Source organism: Paraburkholderia sp. RL17-380-BIE-A, assembly GCF_046028085.1.
In the GTDB taxonomy this organism is placed as follows: Bacteria; Pseudomonadota; Gammaproteobacteria; order Burkholderiales; family Burkholderiaceae; genus Paraburkholderia.
Map to the genome: position 1 here is coordinate 298,039 of NZ_JARESQ010000003.1, position 12,737 is coordinate 310,775.

Annotated in this window: 18 protein-coding genes; 17 read left to right on the top strand and 1 reads right to left on the bottom strand. The window is 59.2% G+C overall.

The genetic code is table 11. The features are described from left to right. Positions 1-42: 42 nt before the first annotated feature. From P0D68_RS06570 to P0D68_RS06610, 9 genes are all read left to right on the top strand, one after another. Positions 43-216 (top strand): hypothetical protein, encoded by a 174-nt coding sequence (locus P0D68_RS06570; protein ID WP_408297366.1) that lies wholly within the window; start codon positions 43-45, stop codon positions 214-216. After that, positions 203-709: a ubiquitin carboxyl-terminal hydrolase gene (locus tag P0D68_RS06575; protein ID WP_408297364.1), complete on the top strand. Its 507-nt coding sequence runs from the start codon at positions 203-205 to the stop codon at positions 707-709. Before P0D68_RS06570 ends, P0D68_RS06575 begins: the two co-directional genes overlap by 14 nt. Beyond that, entirely contained in the window at positions 702-947 is a 246-nt protein-coding gene (locus P0D68_RS06580) for a hypothetical protein (protein ID WP_408297362.1), read from the top strand. The genes P0D68_RS06575 and P0D68_RS06580 overlap by 8 nt, the downstream gene beginning before the upstream one ends. Before the next feature lie 95 nt (positions 948-1,042). Then, the gene (locus tag P0D68_RS06585; RefSeq protein ID WP_408297360.1) at positions 1,043-1,795 is read left to right on the top strand and encodes a hypothetical protein; all 753 of its coding nucleotides are present in this window, start codon (positions 1,043-1,045) and stop codon (positions 1,793-1,795) included. A gap of 117 nt (positions 1,796-1,912) precedes the next feature. Further along, positions 1,913-2,152, top strand: coding sequence for a helix-turn-helix transcriptional regulator (locus P0D68_RS06590; RefSeq protein WP_408297358.1), 240 nt, complete (start codon positions 1,913-1,915; stop codon positions 2,150-2,152). Between the two features lie 8 nt (positions 2,153-2,160). Continuing rightward, positions 2,161-2,460, top strand: coding sequence for a hypothetical protein (locus P0D68_RS06595; protein WP_408297356.1), 300 nt, complete (start codon positions 2,161-2,163; stop codon positions 2,458-2,460). After that, the gene (locus P0D68_RS06600; protein WP_408297354.1) at positions 2,457-3,473 is read left to right on the top strand and encodes a DUF1376 domain-containing protein; all 1,017 of its coding nucleotides are present in this window, start codon (positions 2,457-2,459) and stop codon (positions 3,471-3,473) included. The genes P0D68_RS06595 and P0D68_RS06600 overlap by 4 nt, the downstream gene beginning before the upstream one ends. Continuing rightward, positions 3,470-4,879, top strand: coding sequence for a replicative DNA helicase (gene dnaB, locus P0D68_RS06605; protein WP_408297352.1), 1,410 nt, complete (start codon positions 3,470-3,472; stop codon positions 4,877-4,879). The genes P0D68_RS06600 and dnaB overlap by 4 nt, the downstream gene beginning before the upstream one ends. Beyond that, entirely contained in the window at positions 4,876-5,619 is a 744-nt protein-coding gene (locus tag P0D68_RS06610; RefSeq protein WP_408297350.1) for a hypothetical protein, read from the top strand. The genes dnaB and P0D68_RS06610 overlap by 4 nt, the downstream gene beginning before the upstream one ends. An 8-nt stretch (positions 5,620-5,627) precedes the next feature. Here P0D68_RS06610 and P0D68_RS06615 read toward each other — a convergent pair whose 3' ends face one another. Next, entirely contained in the window at positions 5,628-6,347 is a 720-nt protein-coding gene (locus P0D68_RS06615; RefSeq protein ID WP_408297348.1) for a hypothetical protein, read from the bottom strand. 76 nt (positions 6,348-6,423) lie between these two features. Here P0D68_RS06615 and P0D68_RS06620 point away from each other — a divergent pair, with 76 nt between their 5' ends. The 8 genes from P0D68_RS06620 (at position 6,424) to P0D68_RS06655 (ending at position 12,733) form a co-directional block, all read left to right on the top strand. Continuing rightward, positions 6,424-6,861: a hypothetical protein gene (locus P0D68_RS06620; protein ID WP_408297346.1), complete on the top strand. Its 438-nt coding sequence runs from the start codon at positions 6,424-6,426 to the stop codon at positions 6,859-6,861. Between the two features lie 102 nt (positions 6,862-6,963). Beyond that, positions 6,964-7,173, top strand: a complete 210-nt coding sequence (locus P0D68_RS06625; protein WP_408297344.1) for a hypothetical protein — start codon at positions 6,964-6,966, stop codon at positions 7,171-7,173. 128 nt (positions 7,174-7,301) lie between these two features. Beyond that, complete coding sequence (locus tag P0D68_RS06630) at positions 7,302-7,607, top strand: hypothetical protein (RefSeq protein WP_408297343.1); 306 nt, start codon at positions 7,302-7,304, stop codon at positions 7,605-7,607. Then, positions 7,588-8,895: a phage terminase large subunit gene (locus P0D68_RS06635; RefSeq protein ID WP_408297341.1), complete on the top strand. Its 1,308-nt coding sequence runs from the start codon at positions 7,588-7,590 to the stop codon at positions 8,893-8,895. The genes P0D68_RS06630 and P0D68_RS06635 overlap by 20 nt, the downstream gene beginning before the upstream one ends. Before the next feature lie 46 nt (positions 8,896-8,941). Then, positions 8,942-9,139, top strand: coding sequence for a hypothetical protein (locus tag P0D68_RS06640; protein WP_408297339.1), 198 nt, complete (start codon positions 8,942-8,944; stop codon positions 9,137-9,139). Continuing rightward, on the top strand, positions 9,132-11,348 hold the full coding sequence (locus P0D68_RS06645) for a portal protein (protein WP_408297337.1): 2,217 nt from the start codon (positions 9,132-9,134) through the stop codon (positions 11,346-11,348). Before P0D68_RS06640 ends, P0D68_RS06645 begins: the two co-directional genes overlap by 8 nt. Next, entirely contained in the window at positions 11,338-11,619 is a 282-nt protein-coding gene (locus P0D68_RS06650; RefSeq protein WP_408297335.1) for a hypothetical protein, read from the top strand. Before P0D68_RS06645 ends, P0D68_RS06650 begins: the two co-directional genes overlap by 11 nt. A 58-nt stretch (positions 11,620-11,677) precedes the next feature. Next, complete coding sequence (locus P0D68_RS06655) at positions 11,678-12,733, top strand: hypothetical protein (protein WP_408297333.1); 1,056 nt, start codon at positions 11,678-11,680, stop codon at positions 12,731-12,733. The last annotated feature ends 4 nt before the right edge of the window (positions 12,734-12,737 follow it).

A 12,737-nucleotide genomic window follows, 5' to 3' on the forward strand; every position in this document is an offset into this window, starting at 1 on the left:
TTTGGCGACGGTCGGGCCGGCATCCACTCTAGAGGATGCGTCATGACACAACTCCATCAGGCCCAGTCTGGGGCGACTAGCGAAGTACAGGAACTCAAAGATAAGGTCGAGCAAGCGATTGTCTGCTTGAACGCCGCGCTCTATGTTCTGCTGCAACGTACCGACACGGAAAAACGGAAGGCTTGCGAAGCGGAGGTCGGCCATGACCACGCTTGATTCCGCTGCTCGTCCCGAGCAAACCAAAAACACACCCGTCAATCTTGCATCGCTTCCGCTCGACGAAGCGCTTCAGCGCGCATACGTTGCCGGCGGAAAAATACTCACCGACAGTGACGCGATCGCTGCGGTGTCTCAAGACCTGTGGACTAACTGGATGAACGCTAACGTTCCGAATGCATGCGGGCAGTCGGAAGATGAGTACGGGGCTTTCCTCAACTCGATGATGAACCACTTCTTCCATGGGCTAACTGAGGGCGTGAAGCGTTTCGCCGAGGATGCCCGCACGATGGAGCGGGTGGAGAGAGATATCAGTGACCACTCCCGATGGGCCTGGAAGGTCTATAACGTTCTCGCCTTCATGTCCGAGGCGATCGACGACGACCGGCAGGGAGAACTACCGGTGCGTTGCACCGTGGTCGATCTGCGCCAGGATGTGGAAAAACTGGCGACGGATCTGATGGACCTCGTGTGGAGGGCGCGCCATGGCTGATATCCATATCCTACCGGTCCAGCGCAAGCGCGGTCGTCGCCGTACCAACCCGGTAGCCGGCGCCGCCACCGCCTCGATCTTGAATTTCGACGCCGGTAACCGGCTTGAAACACCTGAACAGAGGCTCGCCAGAATCGACGAAGCTATGAACAGGATGGCGCGTGCTTTGCTGACCGCTGTGAGGGTGACCCGCGAGCTGGCGAAGATCGCTAATCCCGATTCTGCGTTGGCGGAGTAAACTCTTGCAACCGCGCCTAGCCCGACGGGGCGAAAGCAGGGCTCCCTTACCCTGTTGGCGCGGTTCCTTATGAGGGGCATGCGTGTAGGGACGCTATGTTTGACCTTATCTATCACAAGCGGGTGGTCACGGTCGACCTGCAGAGGCTCTTGCCAGCCGACCGCTTCGTTTCGCGTGTTTGGCAGACGCTGGGTACGGAACTGCACTTTCGGCTTGTGACATACCCATTCAAAGATGAGATCGAGTTTTCTCGCTTGTATCCCGTAGAAGCTCTGCTTATATGGGTTTCGGAACGCGACGGATTAGATCCTGAATGGCTGGCGACATCTGATGGAATTTATTACGACGATCAAGGGGAGGAAATCTCGCGGACGATTTTGCCTGAGTACTCCAGGGCCGAGCAACTTGCGGCATACGGCTTATGGCTCGCTACCACGGAGTTTGATTCGAAAGGACCGCTGGTCGGAGCCGGCCTGAACCAACAAGGTTGGGATTCTCAGGAAGTAGTCGAACATAAAGCCAACTGTTTGTTGCTCGCTTATCAGGCACTTACTTATGCGCGCGACCTTGCAGCTGGAGTTCAATTGAACGCCGAACAGATCCAGAAGGCCGCCACTCTGGATTTTTCTCGGTTGGGCAAAGCTGGCGCAAAGAAGCGCCACGCTCCGATGGCGGCCTTGCGTAACTGGGCGGTATCGCTTTACAAGGAGGGCAGTTGGCCTTCTCCAAACAAAGCGGCGCACGCGCTAAAGGATCAAATCTTGAGCCACGGCAGGGTTATAGGGGCATCCTTGTCCGAAGAGAACGCGCAACGGACCATTGCTGAGTGGTTCAGAAAGTCCGTCTAGCGGCTAGACGGACACGGTAAGCCGCTATAGCGCCACGCTAGCCGGCTTGGCGTTCTATCGGTAACTCACGGTGCCAAATAGCATTCGTTCACCAACTCTCACGAAACCGGTGAATGAATGTCAAACCTCCAACAAATCGCCCCGGCTCAGCCTCCCGTCCTGCCGACGACCGGCCTCTCAAAATGGCCGCAGATCAAACCCTTCCTGCCGATCGGCCGCGAAACATGGCGCAAGCTAGGTCTCGAAGGCAAGGCGCCGCGGCCCATCAAGCTCTCTGAGACCTGCGCCGTTTATCGCAACGAGCAGGTTTTGCGCTGGATTGCCGATCCGCTGAATTACACGGAAGACGTTGTCTGAGGCTCGCCATGACGACCGCCCAAAAGCACGTAACCCGTTTGCGTCGTGCTGCGCGCCGGCAGCGCAAGGTTGGTTCAATCCAACTGCACTCATGGTCCATTAGGGCGTCTCTTGTCGAGGCGTCTCTGATTGGCCGCCCGCTTGCCGACCATGCCCGCGAACTGCGTATCAGGGCGCTCGGCGGTCTGATGTGTGCCGCGAAGACTCGTCCGTTGCGCGCAGTCTGCTGGCGCCTGATGCGTGCCGAGATCCTCGCGCGCAGCGAGGCACAGATGAGCCTTCTGGAAGACGCGCGGGGGCTCACGTGACCCACGACCTTCCCGAGCCGATGACTCCGATGGATTGTGATCTACGCGACTTCGCGTTCATGCCGCTCGACATTCAACGTTTGCGCCGCAGCAAGGCATGGCTGAAGGCCAAGCGCAATCCTGCACTGGCGTTCTATATGGTCAATCTTTGGACAGCCGCTTGGCACGACGTTCCTGCTGGCTCTCTTGAGGATGACGATGACGTGCTCTCCGATCTTGCAGTGTGTGATCCAGTTAAGTGGCCAAAGGTAAAGGCCGATGTATTGCACGGATGGGTCAAGTGCAGCGACGGGCGCCTTTACAACCCCACCACGTGCGAGAAGGCTCGCGAGAGCTGGGAAATGAAACTGAATCGCCTGGAGAAGGATGCGAACGAGCGGGAACGCAAGCGACGTGAACGCGAGGAGCGCAGCGCAATGTTCGAGGCCCTTCGGAATGTGAATGTCGTGCCGGCCTGGAATATCGCCACGCGTGACCTGCGCGCGCTTTATTCGGAACACGTCACAGCCTGTCACACACCTGTCCGCGTGACAGGTCCGGACAGTCACGGCAATACGCCGGACGAGTCACGGCTAAGACAGGGACAGGGACAGGGACAGGGACAGGGACAGGGACAGGGACAGGGACAAGATAAAACAAATACCCCCATACCCCCCGATGGGGGGCTTCCAGCAATCGAAGAAAAATCGAAGAGGAAACCGGCGATCGGTCTGAAAGCGTTTTTTGAAGCCTGCCGATTGGCCGGTCAAAAGCCGATTCCCGAAGACGATCCGGTTTTTGCGTACGCCGAAGCCGCGGGGATTCCGATGGATATCCTGCACTTGCACTGGCTGGAGTTCAAAGCCCGGTATTCGGCGCCTGACGCCAAGCGTTATCGCGACTGGCGGGAGGTGTACCGGAAATCTGTGCGCGGCAACTGGTTCAAGCTTTGGTGGCTCAGTGCCGACGGGGCTTGTGCGCTGACAACCGTCGGCGAGCAGGCGAAACGAACGCACGTGAGAGACGCAGCATGAACGCACGATTCGAAGAGGCGCAGCCTGACTCGGTGAGAATTCCGCCTCACTCGGTCGAAGCCGAGCAATCGGTACTCGGTGCGTTGATGAACGATAACGATTCCATCGATCGAATCAGCGAGTTGCGGGCCGAGCATTTCTACCGGTTCGACCACCGGATCATTTTCGAAGCCATCTCGAAGATGATCATGGCGCAGCGCCGTGCCGACCTGATCACCGTGTTCGAGTCGCTCGGCGCGGCTGGCAAGGCGGCCGAAATCGGCGGCATGGCTTATCTGAACGCCCTGTGCGCGGAGGCACCCAGCGCTGCCGGGATAGGCCGCTGGGCCGAGATCGTGATCGACCGAGCCAAGATGCGCCGCTTGCTCACCGCGACAGACGAAGTCGCCGAGCTGGTCTACAACCGCAACGGTAAAACGGCCGCCGAGATCATCAACGAGGCACAGGCGAAGTTTGAGCCGCTCGCTGAGGCGACTGCGAGCGAGCCGCGGTTTATGTCGGCCTTCCTGACGCCAGTTATTGAGCGGATCGACGATCAGTTTCATAGCGCGGGCAAGATGCGTGTGGGTCTATCGACTGGCCTTCGTGCTCTCGACGCTAAGCTGGGCGGAGGCATGCGACCAGGACAATTGATCATTGTGGCTGGCCGGCCGGGAATGGGGAAGACGGCGATCGCCCTCGGCCTTGCGGAGGCAGCCGCGGAGGGCGGCGCGCCGACGATGTTTTTCTCGCAAGAAATGGAGGGTGAAGAGCTCTGCTCGCGCGCTCTCGCCCGCGCGTCCGGTCTATCGTTGGAAAAAGTGCTCGATGGAAAGAAGTTCGGAAAAGGCGACGACAACGAAGATTGGAAGCGCTTGACTGCCGGTGTTCAGAAGGTTTCCGAACTCGGCCTGATTGTCGATGATCGGCCGGCGCAATCGCTGGCCGAGATCCGCGGTCGTGCGCGGGCCGCGAAGCGTCGGCACGGCCTTGGCCTGATCGTGGTTGACTACCTCGGGCTCATGGCTGCCAGTGAAGGGAACAACCGAAACGAGCAGGTCGGTGCCAACACGCGTGGCCTGAAGGCGCTCGCCAAGCAACTCGGCATTCCTGTCGTCTTGCTCGCTCAGTTGTCTCGAAAATGCGATGACCGTACGAACAAGCGCCCGATCGTTTCGGATCTCCGCGACTCGGGAGAGATCGAGCAGGACGCCGACGTAATCATTTTTCTGTACCGGGATGAAGTCTACAACCCGGACTCCAGTGACAGGGGTATCGCTGAGATCAATGTCGCCAAACAGCGTAACGGTCCAACCGGAGTAGTGGCGGCTGAATACGTCGGCGAGCAAACACTTTTCCGCGATCTGCCCGTCGGCTATACGCCAGCTCCGAGAACCAAACCACGCCAATCCAAAGGTTTCGAATGAACGCCACCTGCAGAAAATCAACTGACTGTTCGTGCTCGATGTGTCTATCTAACTATCCGGAGCGCCGCAACCGCCGCATGCCGGATCCTTCGCAATACGATTTTCGGGCTCGAATCTTTTACGAAACGCAGCATGTCTTTCCGCAGCCAAAGCCTGACGCTCTGCCGAACTGCCCGTCTTGCCACGGGGCGGGCAAAACCCGCGGCGGTCTTCACTGCAACTGTTGGGAAGTTTATGTGTCTGGCGGCGACTTCACGGAGGATGTTTCGATGAGCGACTCAATTGCGAAAAACTATGCATCGATTCAGAAAAGGGTCATGGAAGGATCTGCCGATTGGGCCTGCATTGACCCGTACGAAGTCGCCGATTGGGCCGCCGTGCTGACGCCTGTCGAGTTCGGTGCATGGCAGGACATACGTTCGGAAGGGTTGCCGCTATGGCCTCGATTGCCTGTCGGCGACCTGGTCGTCAGCTTCGGAAATCCGGCGGCGAAGGTTGGGCTGCAATGCGGTGACGATGAAGAATCGGCGCGCGTCGCTCATTGGCTATCGCAAACCGGATGGCGCGTGTTCCGGGCGACTGCGGCGCAGTGCACCCGGGTCATGGAGACGCCGGCCGACGTTCGCGAACGTACTGGCGATGTCAGCGATGCGTACCGGGCCCGTTACCTGGCCGAAACGCTCGCTGGGACGGTTCAGGATCTGCGCCATGCATTGATCGCTGCGCGAGTGCAGTTTTGAACGCGTTGCTACTTCACACCGGGGCCGCCAATCTTCACCTTAGCGGCGTCGTTGCAGATCTGTATTGCTGGCCGCAGTACATCGAGCACGCCCTTGCTCAGGCCGGCAATAATACTGCTTCGTTGTCGACGTGTATCCGTTGCCTCGGGAGACTCCGCGTACAAATATTCGGCTTGAAGGAACATTTTGCTACACAGTTTCAACTGAGCGAATCCTGCTGCAATGCTCTCCGCGCAATCATTTGGCAGCGGCGCGAGATCACGGAGGTTTTCGAAGGTCGGCTCATAGGAGACGACGTCTTTGAAAAGCGACGTGAGAGCATAGTAACGCTCGGGAGAAGGATCGATCTTTATAAACTCGTCGAGCCTGTTGCAGATGGTGTTCAGTCTGGCCGAGCAGTGCAGAAGCAACGGTGCGAGTTGTGCGGCAGCCAGCCCTGCTCGAATCTTCTCTTCACGTGTCTTTTCACGAAGGGTATGGATCGCGACAAACAGCGCCACGAATGTTGCCGAAACGGTGCCGAGTGCGCTCAATACAGTCCAAAGGTCCGGGGCAGACTTTCCTCCGATCTCAACCCAGGCGATTTGGCCAAGAAGCAAAACAGCCACGACGAAGCCGCAGCCCAGACCCACGTCCCACACAACTACTCGTTTCACAGCAACCCCGAATTTGTTTTGATGCGAGCGATTTTGCCACGGCGCGCCAGACCTACTGATTTTCACAGCCACGGCGCGTGCGTGAGCGCGAGCCTTCAATCATCAAAGCACCCGCTACAGCGGTTCGAACATTGATCGGGAACACACAATGGAAAAGTTCGACGAACAGACAATCGACGAGCAGGCGGAGCGGTGGGTATGGTGGTGCAATACACGGCGCTATTTTGCACCGACCGTCAAGTCCAACATTCTTGCTCGACTTCAGCCAAAGCGCGGCCGCACTTTCGAAGCGGATGCTTTCATGGACAAAGATATGCCTTTCTTCAACATGGCAGTTCACGCCCTGTGCGAGAGCGGCACAGTTGACGATGAGGCGTCCTGCTTTGTCGGCGTGCATTGGTACAGGGCAAACATAAAGGCCATGGCTAAGGAACAGGAATGCGCGCGAGGCACGATCTACAACCGGGCCAGGCGATTCGCTATGCGGGCTCAATCATTGTCGGTGGTTATCCGAAAGGCGCATGAATCATTCACGTCTGAGAAGTGTTCAATTTCGGTTGAGCAAAATAGCGCTATGGTTGATTGAACACTTTGCCCTAGAATCTGCTGTTAATTGATAGTCTCAATCATTGTCTCTAAGCCTCGCCGGTTCGCGCCGCGCGGGGCATTTTCGTTTCTGGAGCCCGAAATGCCATTGATCAAGTCTGGTTCGAAAGCCGCAGTCGGAAAGAACATCAAGACGGAGATGGCTGCTGGCAAACCCCAGAAACAAGCCGTCGCCATTGCGATGAACACGAAAGACAAGGCGAAGATGCCCGATCGCGGCCAGCGCACGGCGAAGCACAACGACACGAAGCATCCCGGCTCGCACGACGAGTGGGAAAAGCTGGGTTCGTAACATGTGGCGCGTTCTGGGCTGGGTCGCTGCAATGGCTCTGCTGGCGGCAATTGTCGTCGGCACATTGCGGCTCGGCATGGAGCTGCGCACTCACTGAGGGCAACTACCCGCAAGGGCGTTGCTAGGTCATGGAAGATAGCAAACAAGTGCAATCTGCTGGCAAGCGTAAGCCGCCGGCGGCCGGTAAGGGGCGCAAGAAGGGCACGCTGAACAAGACGACGCGGGCAGCCAAAGACGCGATCGCTGCGGCGGCTGAAGCACTTGGCGGGGCCGAGCGCCTGACGGAATGGGCGCAGGAAGATCCGGCGAACGAGCGAGTTTTCTGGGGGACGATTTACCCGAAGCTGCTTCCGCTGCAGGTTACTGGCGAAGGTGGCGGCCCAGTGGTGACGCGTATCGAACTCGTCGCGCTTGATGGCAACAGCGCAGATTAAGCTTCCCAAGAAGCTGATCCCGATATTCGCGGGGTCGGCTGACGTCAGAGGGGCGCACGGGGGGCGCGGGTCAGGAAAGACTCGCAGCTTTGCCAAGATGGCTGCGGTGCGGGGCTACTCGTACGGGATGGCTGGAATCAGCGGCATTCTGTTGTGCGGGCGGCAGTTCATGAACTCGCTGGACGATTCCTCGCTGGAGGAATGCAAGCGGGCAATCGAGGATGAACCGTTTCTCAAGGCCTATTACGACATAGGCGACAAGTACATCAAGAGCCGGGACGGACGGATTTCATTCGCTTTCGCCGGGCTCGATCGCAACATCGCGTCAATCAAATCGAAGGGGCGCATTCTGCTGTGCTGGGTCGACGAGGCCGAGCCGGTGACGGACGACGCCTGGACGACGCTGATACCGACGCTGCGGGAAGAAGGCACGGACTGGAATGCCGAGCTGTGGGTGACGTGGAATCCGCGGCGCAAGACGGCGCCGGTGGAGAAGCGATTCCGCCACAGCAATGATCCGCGCGTGAAAATCGTCGAACTGAACTGGCGCGACAACCCGAAGTTCCCGGCCAAGCTGGAGCGTGACAGGCAGCGCGACATTGAGGAGCGCCCGGAACAGTATCCGCACGTGTGGGAAGGCGATTACGTGACGACGCTCGAAGGCGCTTACTTTGCGCGGCATCTGGCGAAGGCGAAGGAAGAAGGCCGAATCGGTTTCTTCCCTGCCGATCCGCTGATGACGATCCGCCTGATCTGCGACATAGGCGGCACCGGCGCGCGGGCTGATGCTTTCGCCATTTGGGCGATGCAGTTCATCGGGCGTGAAATCCGCGTTGTGAACTACTACGAAGCCGTTGGTCAGCCGATTGATGCGCATCTGGCGTGGTGCAGAACGCAAGGCTATACGCCGGACCGTGCGCAGTTCTGGCTGCCGCACGACGGCTCGACGCAAGACAAGGTGTACGACGTCTCGTACGAGTCCGCGCTGAAAAAGGCCGGCTACACCGTCACGGTCGTGCCAAATCAGGGCAAAGGCGCGGCGATGGCGCGGGTCGAGCGGGCGCGTGTGCTGTTCCCGCAGGTCAGGTTTCACGAGGCCACTACAGAGGCTGGGCGCGCCGCGCTGGGCTGGTATCACGAGAAGCGCGACCAGGAGCGCGGCATCGGACTTGGGCCGGATCACGACTGGTCAAGCCACGGCAGCGATGCATTCGGCCTCGGCTGCGTGATCTGGAAGGAGCCGCAGGAAATGAAGCCGCTGAACTATCCGCGCCTAGGAATCGTGTGAGAGAAATATTCCAACGCCCGCCGATCCACAAGAAAGGAAATTCTCAATGAGCATTGCATTGGAAGCGAAGGTGGCGAGACTGGAAGAGCGCTTTGAGGCGCTTTCTCGGCATCTCGAACATGCTCAGTCTGCCCTGATCGATACGAACAACCACCTGCTGCGCGCGAATGAGCGCATTGAAGAACTCGAACGCACCGCCCAACGCAAGCCCGGACCGAAACCCAAGGACGCATCGAATGGCTGACAAGAAGCAGATGACCGATGCCGAGCTTCTGGCGCTGATCGGCAGCTACGAGAAGAGCGCGTTGGGCTCAAGCGTCTCTGCCGGCCCGTCAGTCGGCGGCAGCATCAAGCCAGCCGGCCAGACGATGACCACGCTGGAGATCGATCGCTACAACGCGCTGAATGCATATTTCGCGCGCCCGATTGGCAATGAGATCGAGGACCGCTCGCAGATCGTGCTGCCTGAGCTGCGCGACACGGTCGAGTGGATCATGCCGACGTTGATGGCGATGTTCGTCGGTTCGGGCAAACCGGTCCAGTTCGACCCGGAATCACCAGGTGACGAAGACCAGGCCGAGATCGAGACGGAGGTCGTGAACTGGGTGTTCATGCGGCAAAATCCCGGCTTCATCATCCTGCACGACTTCCTGAAGGATGCGCTGCTGCTGCGCAACGGCTACGTCAATAGCTACTGGCTGAAGAAGCGCAAGACGGTCGTCGAAAGCTATACCGGCCTGAACGAGATCGAGCTGGCGATGCTGTTGCAGACCGACGACGAGATCGAGATCCTTGAGCAGACCGAGGAAATCAAACTCATCGACGGCCCGATGGGTCAGCAACAGACTACGACGTTCGACATTAAGCTGCGCCGCACCAAGAAGGTCGGCCAGGTCAAGGTCGAGTGCGTGCCTCCGGAAGAAATGCGCGTGTCGCCGCAGGCCCGTCACGGCTTCGACGAATCGCCATTCACCGAGCACGAGTGCAAGAAAACGCGCTCGGAACTGATCGAGATGGGCTTCGACGCCAATATCGTCAACGGGATTGAGGTCGCGCAGCCTGACTGGCTCGACCTGATCGAACTGGCGCGCAACGAGGTCACAGACCAGTTGAGCGAGGAAAACCCGACCGATCCGGCCAGCCAGCTTGTTTCGCTGCGCACCGTGTTCATTCGCGTCGACTTCGACGGCGACGGCATCGCCGAACTGCGCCGCGTGATGGTGGGCGGGGACAAGATCCTCGACAACGACGAATGCGAGGAAGTCAGCTATTCGTACTGCTCGCCGATCCGCATGCCGCACCGTCATGTCGGCATCAGCTATTACGATCTGCTGTACGACCTTCAGGTCATCAAGACGACGTTGTTCCGTCAGGCGCTCGACAACATCTACATCTCGAACAACCAGCGACTCGCGGTGGACTGGCAGAACGTCAACATGGGCGATCTGCTGACCTCGCGCCCCGGCGGCATCATCCGCACGACTGGCTCGCCGGGGATGAGCATCATGCCTCTCGACATGCCGTCGAACCTGATGTCTCAGATCCTGCCGGCGCTCGAATACTGCGATCTGCAGCGCGAGATGCGCACGGGCATCGGCAAGGACACGATGGGCGTCGACGCTGATGCATTGCAGGACGTGACGAAGGGCGGCCAGTTGGCTGCGATGTCGGCCGCGGGAAAGAAGGTCGAGCTTGTTGCGCGACTCATGGCTGAGGGCGTCAAGGACATCTTCCTGAAGATTCACGGCCTGTTGCGCCGTCACCAAGACGAGGAATTGACGTTCCGCCTCACCGACAAGCGCTGGATCAACGCCAACCCGGCCGATTGGAGCGAGCGCACGGAAGTCGTGCCGAACGTTGGCCTGGGATCGGGCAATCGCGAGGAAGCGCGCGCCAATGTGATGATGCTCGGTCAGGCGCAGGGCCAACTCGCGCAGTTCGGTCTGGTCGGCCCGAAGCAGGCTTACAACACGTTCCGCAAGATGTCGCACCTGCTGGGATTTGAGAATCCCACTGAGTTCGCAATGGACCCGGACTCGCCCGAGTTCCAGCAACAGCAGGCGCAGCATCCGCCGCAGCCGAATCCGGCCGTGCAAGTGGCGCAGATCAAGGAAAAGGGCGCTATGGATCGCGCTCAACTTGAAGCGCAGACCACCGCGCAACAGACGCAGAGCAAGCAGGCGACCGAGAATGCCCGTTTGCAGGGCGATCTGATCAAGGCGCAAGCTGCCGAACGCTCGGCGCAACTACATGCCCAGGCCGAAGTGCTGCATTCCGCACATCAGAGCGGCGCCGACCGCGACGTGCAGCTCGCACAGATCAATTCGCAGGAATGGCAGACGGTGTTCAAGGTGCTGGGTCAGATCGCTGCTTCGCAATTGAAGCAGGATCCGACCGCGAACGCCGGCCAGGTGATGAATCAGGACATGAGCGAGGTTCAACGTGGCGTCTGAAGACGAAATCAAACGCGGCGGCGACGCTGCCAGCGTGCTCGACTCATCCGTGTTCATCGCCGCGCGCAAGCACGTTCTGGAAGGCATCGAGCGCCAGATGCGCGCTGTCCCGATGGCGAATCAGGAAATGCACTCGCGGCTGATTCTCACGCTGCAATGCTGGGATGCGCTCGAAAAGTACCTTGAACAGATCAAGCAGACCGGCGAGATTGCGCAGTTCACGATCAAGCAGGAAGAGGAGCGCCGCGCGCGCTTCAAGTTGTTCGGCTAATCCAGCCATTCTCCACAGCAAGCCACCTTCGGGTGGCTTTTTTATTTGAGGCGAGCAAATGAGCGACGTACAGGCCACTACCCAAGACTTGGGCGCGGCAGGCGGGCAGGAAGCAGCATTCCAGAACTTCTGGGATGCATCCGAAGCCGCCGAGCGCCCGCGCGAAGAAGAAGCCGCACAGACTCAGCAGAACGACGCACAAGAGGTTCGTGACGCGCAATCCGAGGAACAGGGCGCGCAGAAGCCGGAAGGCGATCAGGCGGCTGCTCAGGAGGCGGAAACGCCAGCGTATTCGTCGCTCAATGAAATGCTCGCCGCGCACAAGATCGATCCCGAATCGGTCATGGGGCTGCATGTCACGGCCAAGATCGACGGCAAGGAAATGCAGGTGCCGCTCGCCGACGTACTCAAGTCGTACCAGCTCGAAGGCCACGTCAACAACAAGTCGATCGAACTGAGCAACCAGAAGGCGCAGTTCGAGCAGGAACAGCATGCAGTTCGCGCGATGTTCCAGCAACAGATCCAGCAGAACCAGCAGCTCGGCAACCTCGCCATGCAGATGCTGAACCACGACTACCAGAAGATCGACTGGAACAGCCTGCGCGCGAACAACCCGGCCGAATTCGCCGCTCTCCAGCAGGAATTCCAGCAGCGTCAGGCCGGCATCCAGAACTATCTCGGGCAGATCCAGCAGCAGACCGCGCTGGAGGCCCAGCAGCAACAGCAGAACCTCGCGCAGCAACTGGCTGCCGAGAACGAGCGGTTGATGGGCGCGCGCCCCGCATGGCGCGACCCGGCAGCCTTCTCGAAAGACAGGGAACAGATGTCGCAGTACGCCCGCAGCGTGGGGTTCAAGGACGCCGAGCTCAGCCAGATCTATGACCACCGCTACATGCTGATTCTGCATGATGCGGCGCAATTTCGGGCACTCCAAGCGGCCACGCCTCAAGCACTGAAGCAGGTTCGGCAAGCGCCAGTGATGGCGAAACCGGGATCTCGGGTCGATAGCAATCCAAACGTGGCGAAACGTCAGCAAGTGATGGATCGCCTAGGACGAAATCCACGCGATCAGGACGCGCAAGCAGACGCGTTCGAGTTTTTCGCGAACCAGTAAACAG

Coding starts and splice junctions, on each gene's coding strand:
- P0D68_RS06570 (WP_408297366.1), top strand. CDS start 43: ATGACACAACTCCATCAGGCCCAGTCTGGGGCGACTAGCGAAGTACAG.
- P0D68_RS06575 (WP_408297364.1), top strand. CDS start 203: ATGACCACGCTTGATTCCGCTGCTCGTCCCGAGCAAACCAAAAACACA.
- P0D68_RS06580 (WP_408297362.1), top strand. CDS start 702: ATGGCTGATATCCATATCCTACCGGTCCAGCGCAAGCGCGGTCGTCGC.
- P0D68_RS06585 (WP_408297360.1), top strand. CDS start 1,043: ATGTTTGACCTTATCTATCACAAGCGGGTGGTCACGGTCGACCTGCAG.
- P0D68_RS06590 (WP_408297358.1), top strand. CDS start 1,913: ATGTCAAACCTCCAACAAATCGCCCCGGCTCAGCCTCCCGTCCTGCCG.
- P0D68_RS06595 (WP_408297356.1), top strand. CDS start 2,161: ATGACGACCGCCCAAAAGCACGTAACCCGTTTGCGTCGTGCTGCGCGC.
- dnaB (WP_408297352.1), top strand. CDS start 3,470: ATGAACGCACGATTCGAAGAGGCGCAGCCTGACTCGGTGAGAATTCCG.
- P0D68_RS06610 (WP_408297350.1), top strand. CDS start 4,876: ATGAACGCCACCTGCAGAAAATCAACTGACTGTTCGTGCTCGATGTGT.
- P0D68_RS06620 (WP_408297346.1), top strand. CDS start 6,424: ATGGAAAAGTTCGACGAACAGACAATCGACGAGCAGGCGGAGCGGTGG.
- P0D68_RS06625 (WP_408297344.1), top strand. CDS start 6,964: ATGCCATTGATCAAGTCTGGTTCGAAAGCCGCAGTCGGAAAGAACATC.
- P0D68_RS06630 (WP_408297343.1), top strand. CDS start 7,302: ATGGAAGATAGCAAACAAGTGCAATCTGCTGGCAAGCGTAAGCCGCCG.
- P0D68_RS06635 (WP_408297341.1), top strand. CDS start 7,588: ATGGCAACAGCGCAGATTAAGCTTCCCAAGAAGCTGATCCCGATATTC.
- P0D68_RS06640 (WP_408297339.1), top strand. CDS start 8,942: ATGAGCATTGCATTGGAAGCGAAGGTGGCGAGACTGGAAGAGCGCTTT.
- P0D68_RS06645 (WP_408297337.1), top strand. CDS start 9,132: ATGGCTGACAAGAAGCAGATGACCGATGCCGAGCTTCTGGCGCTGATC.
- P0D68_RS06655 (WP_408297333.1), top strand. CDS start 11,678: ATGAGCGACGTACAGGCCACTACCCAAGACTTGGGCGCGGCAGGCGGG.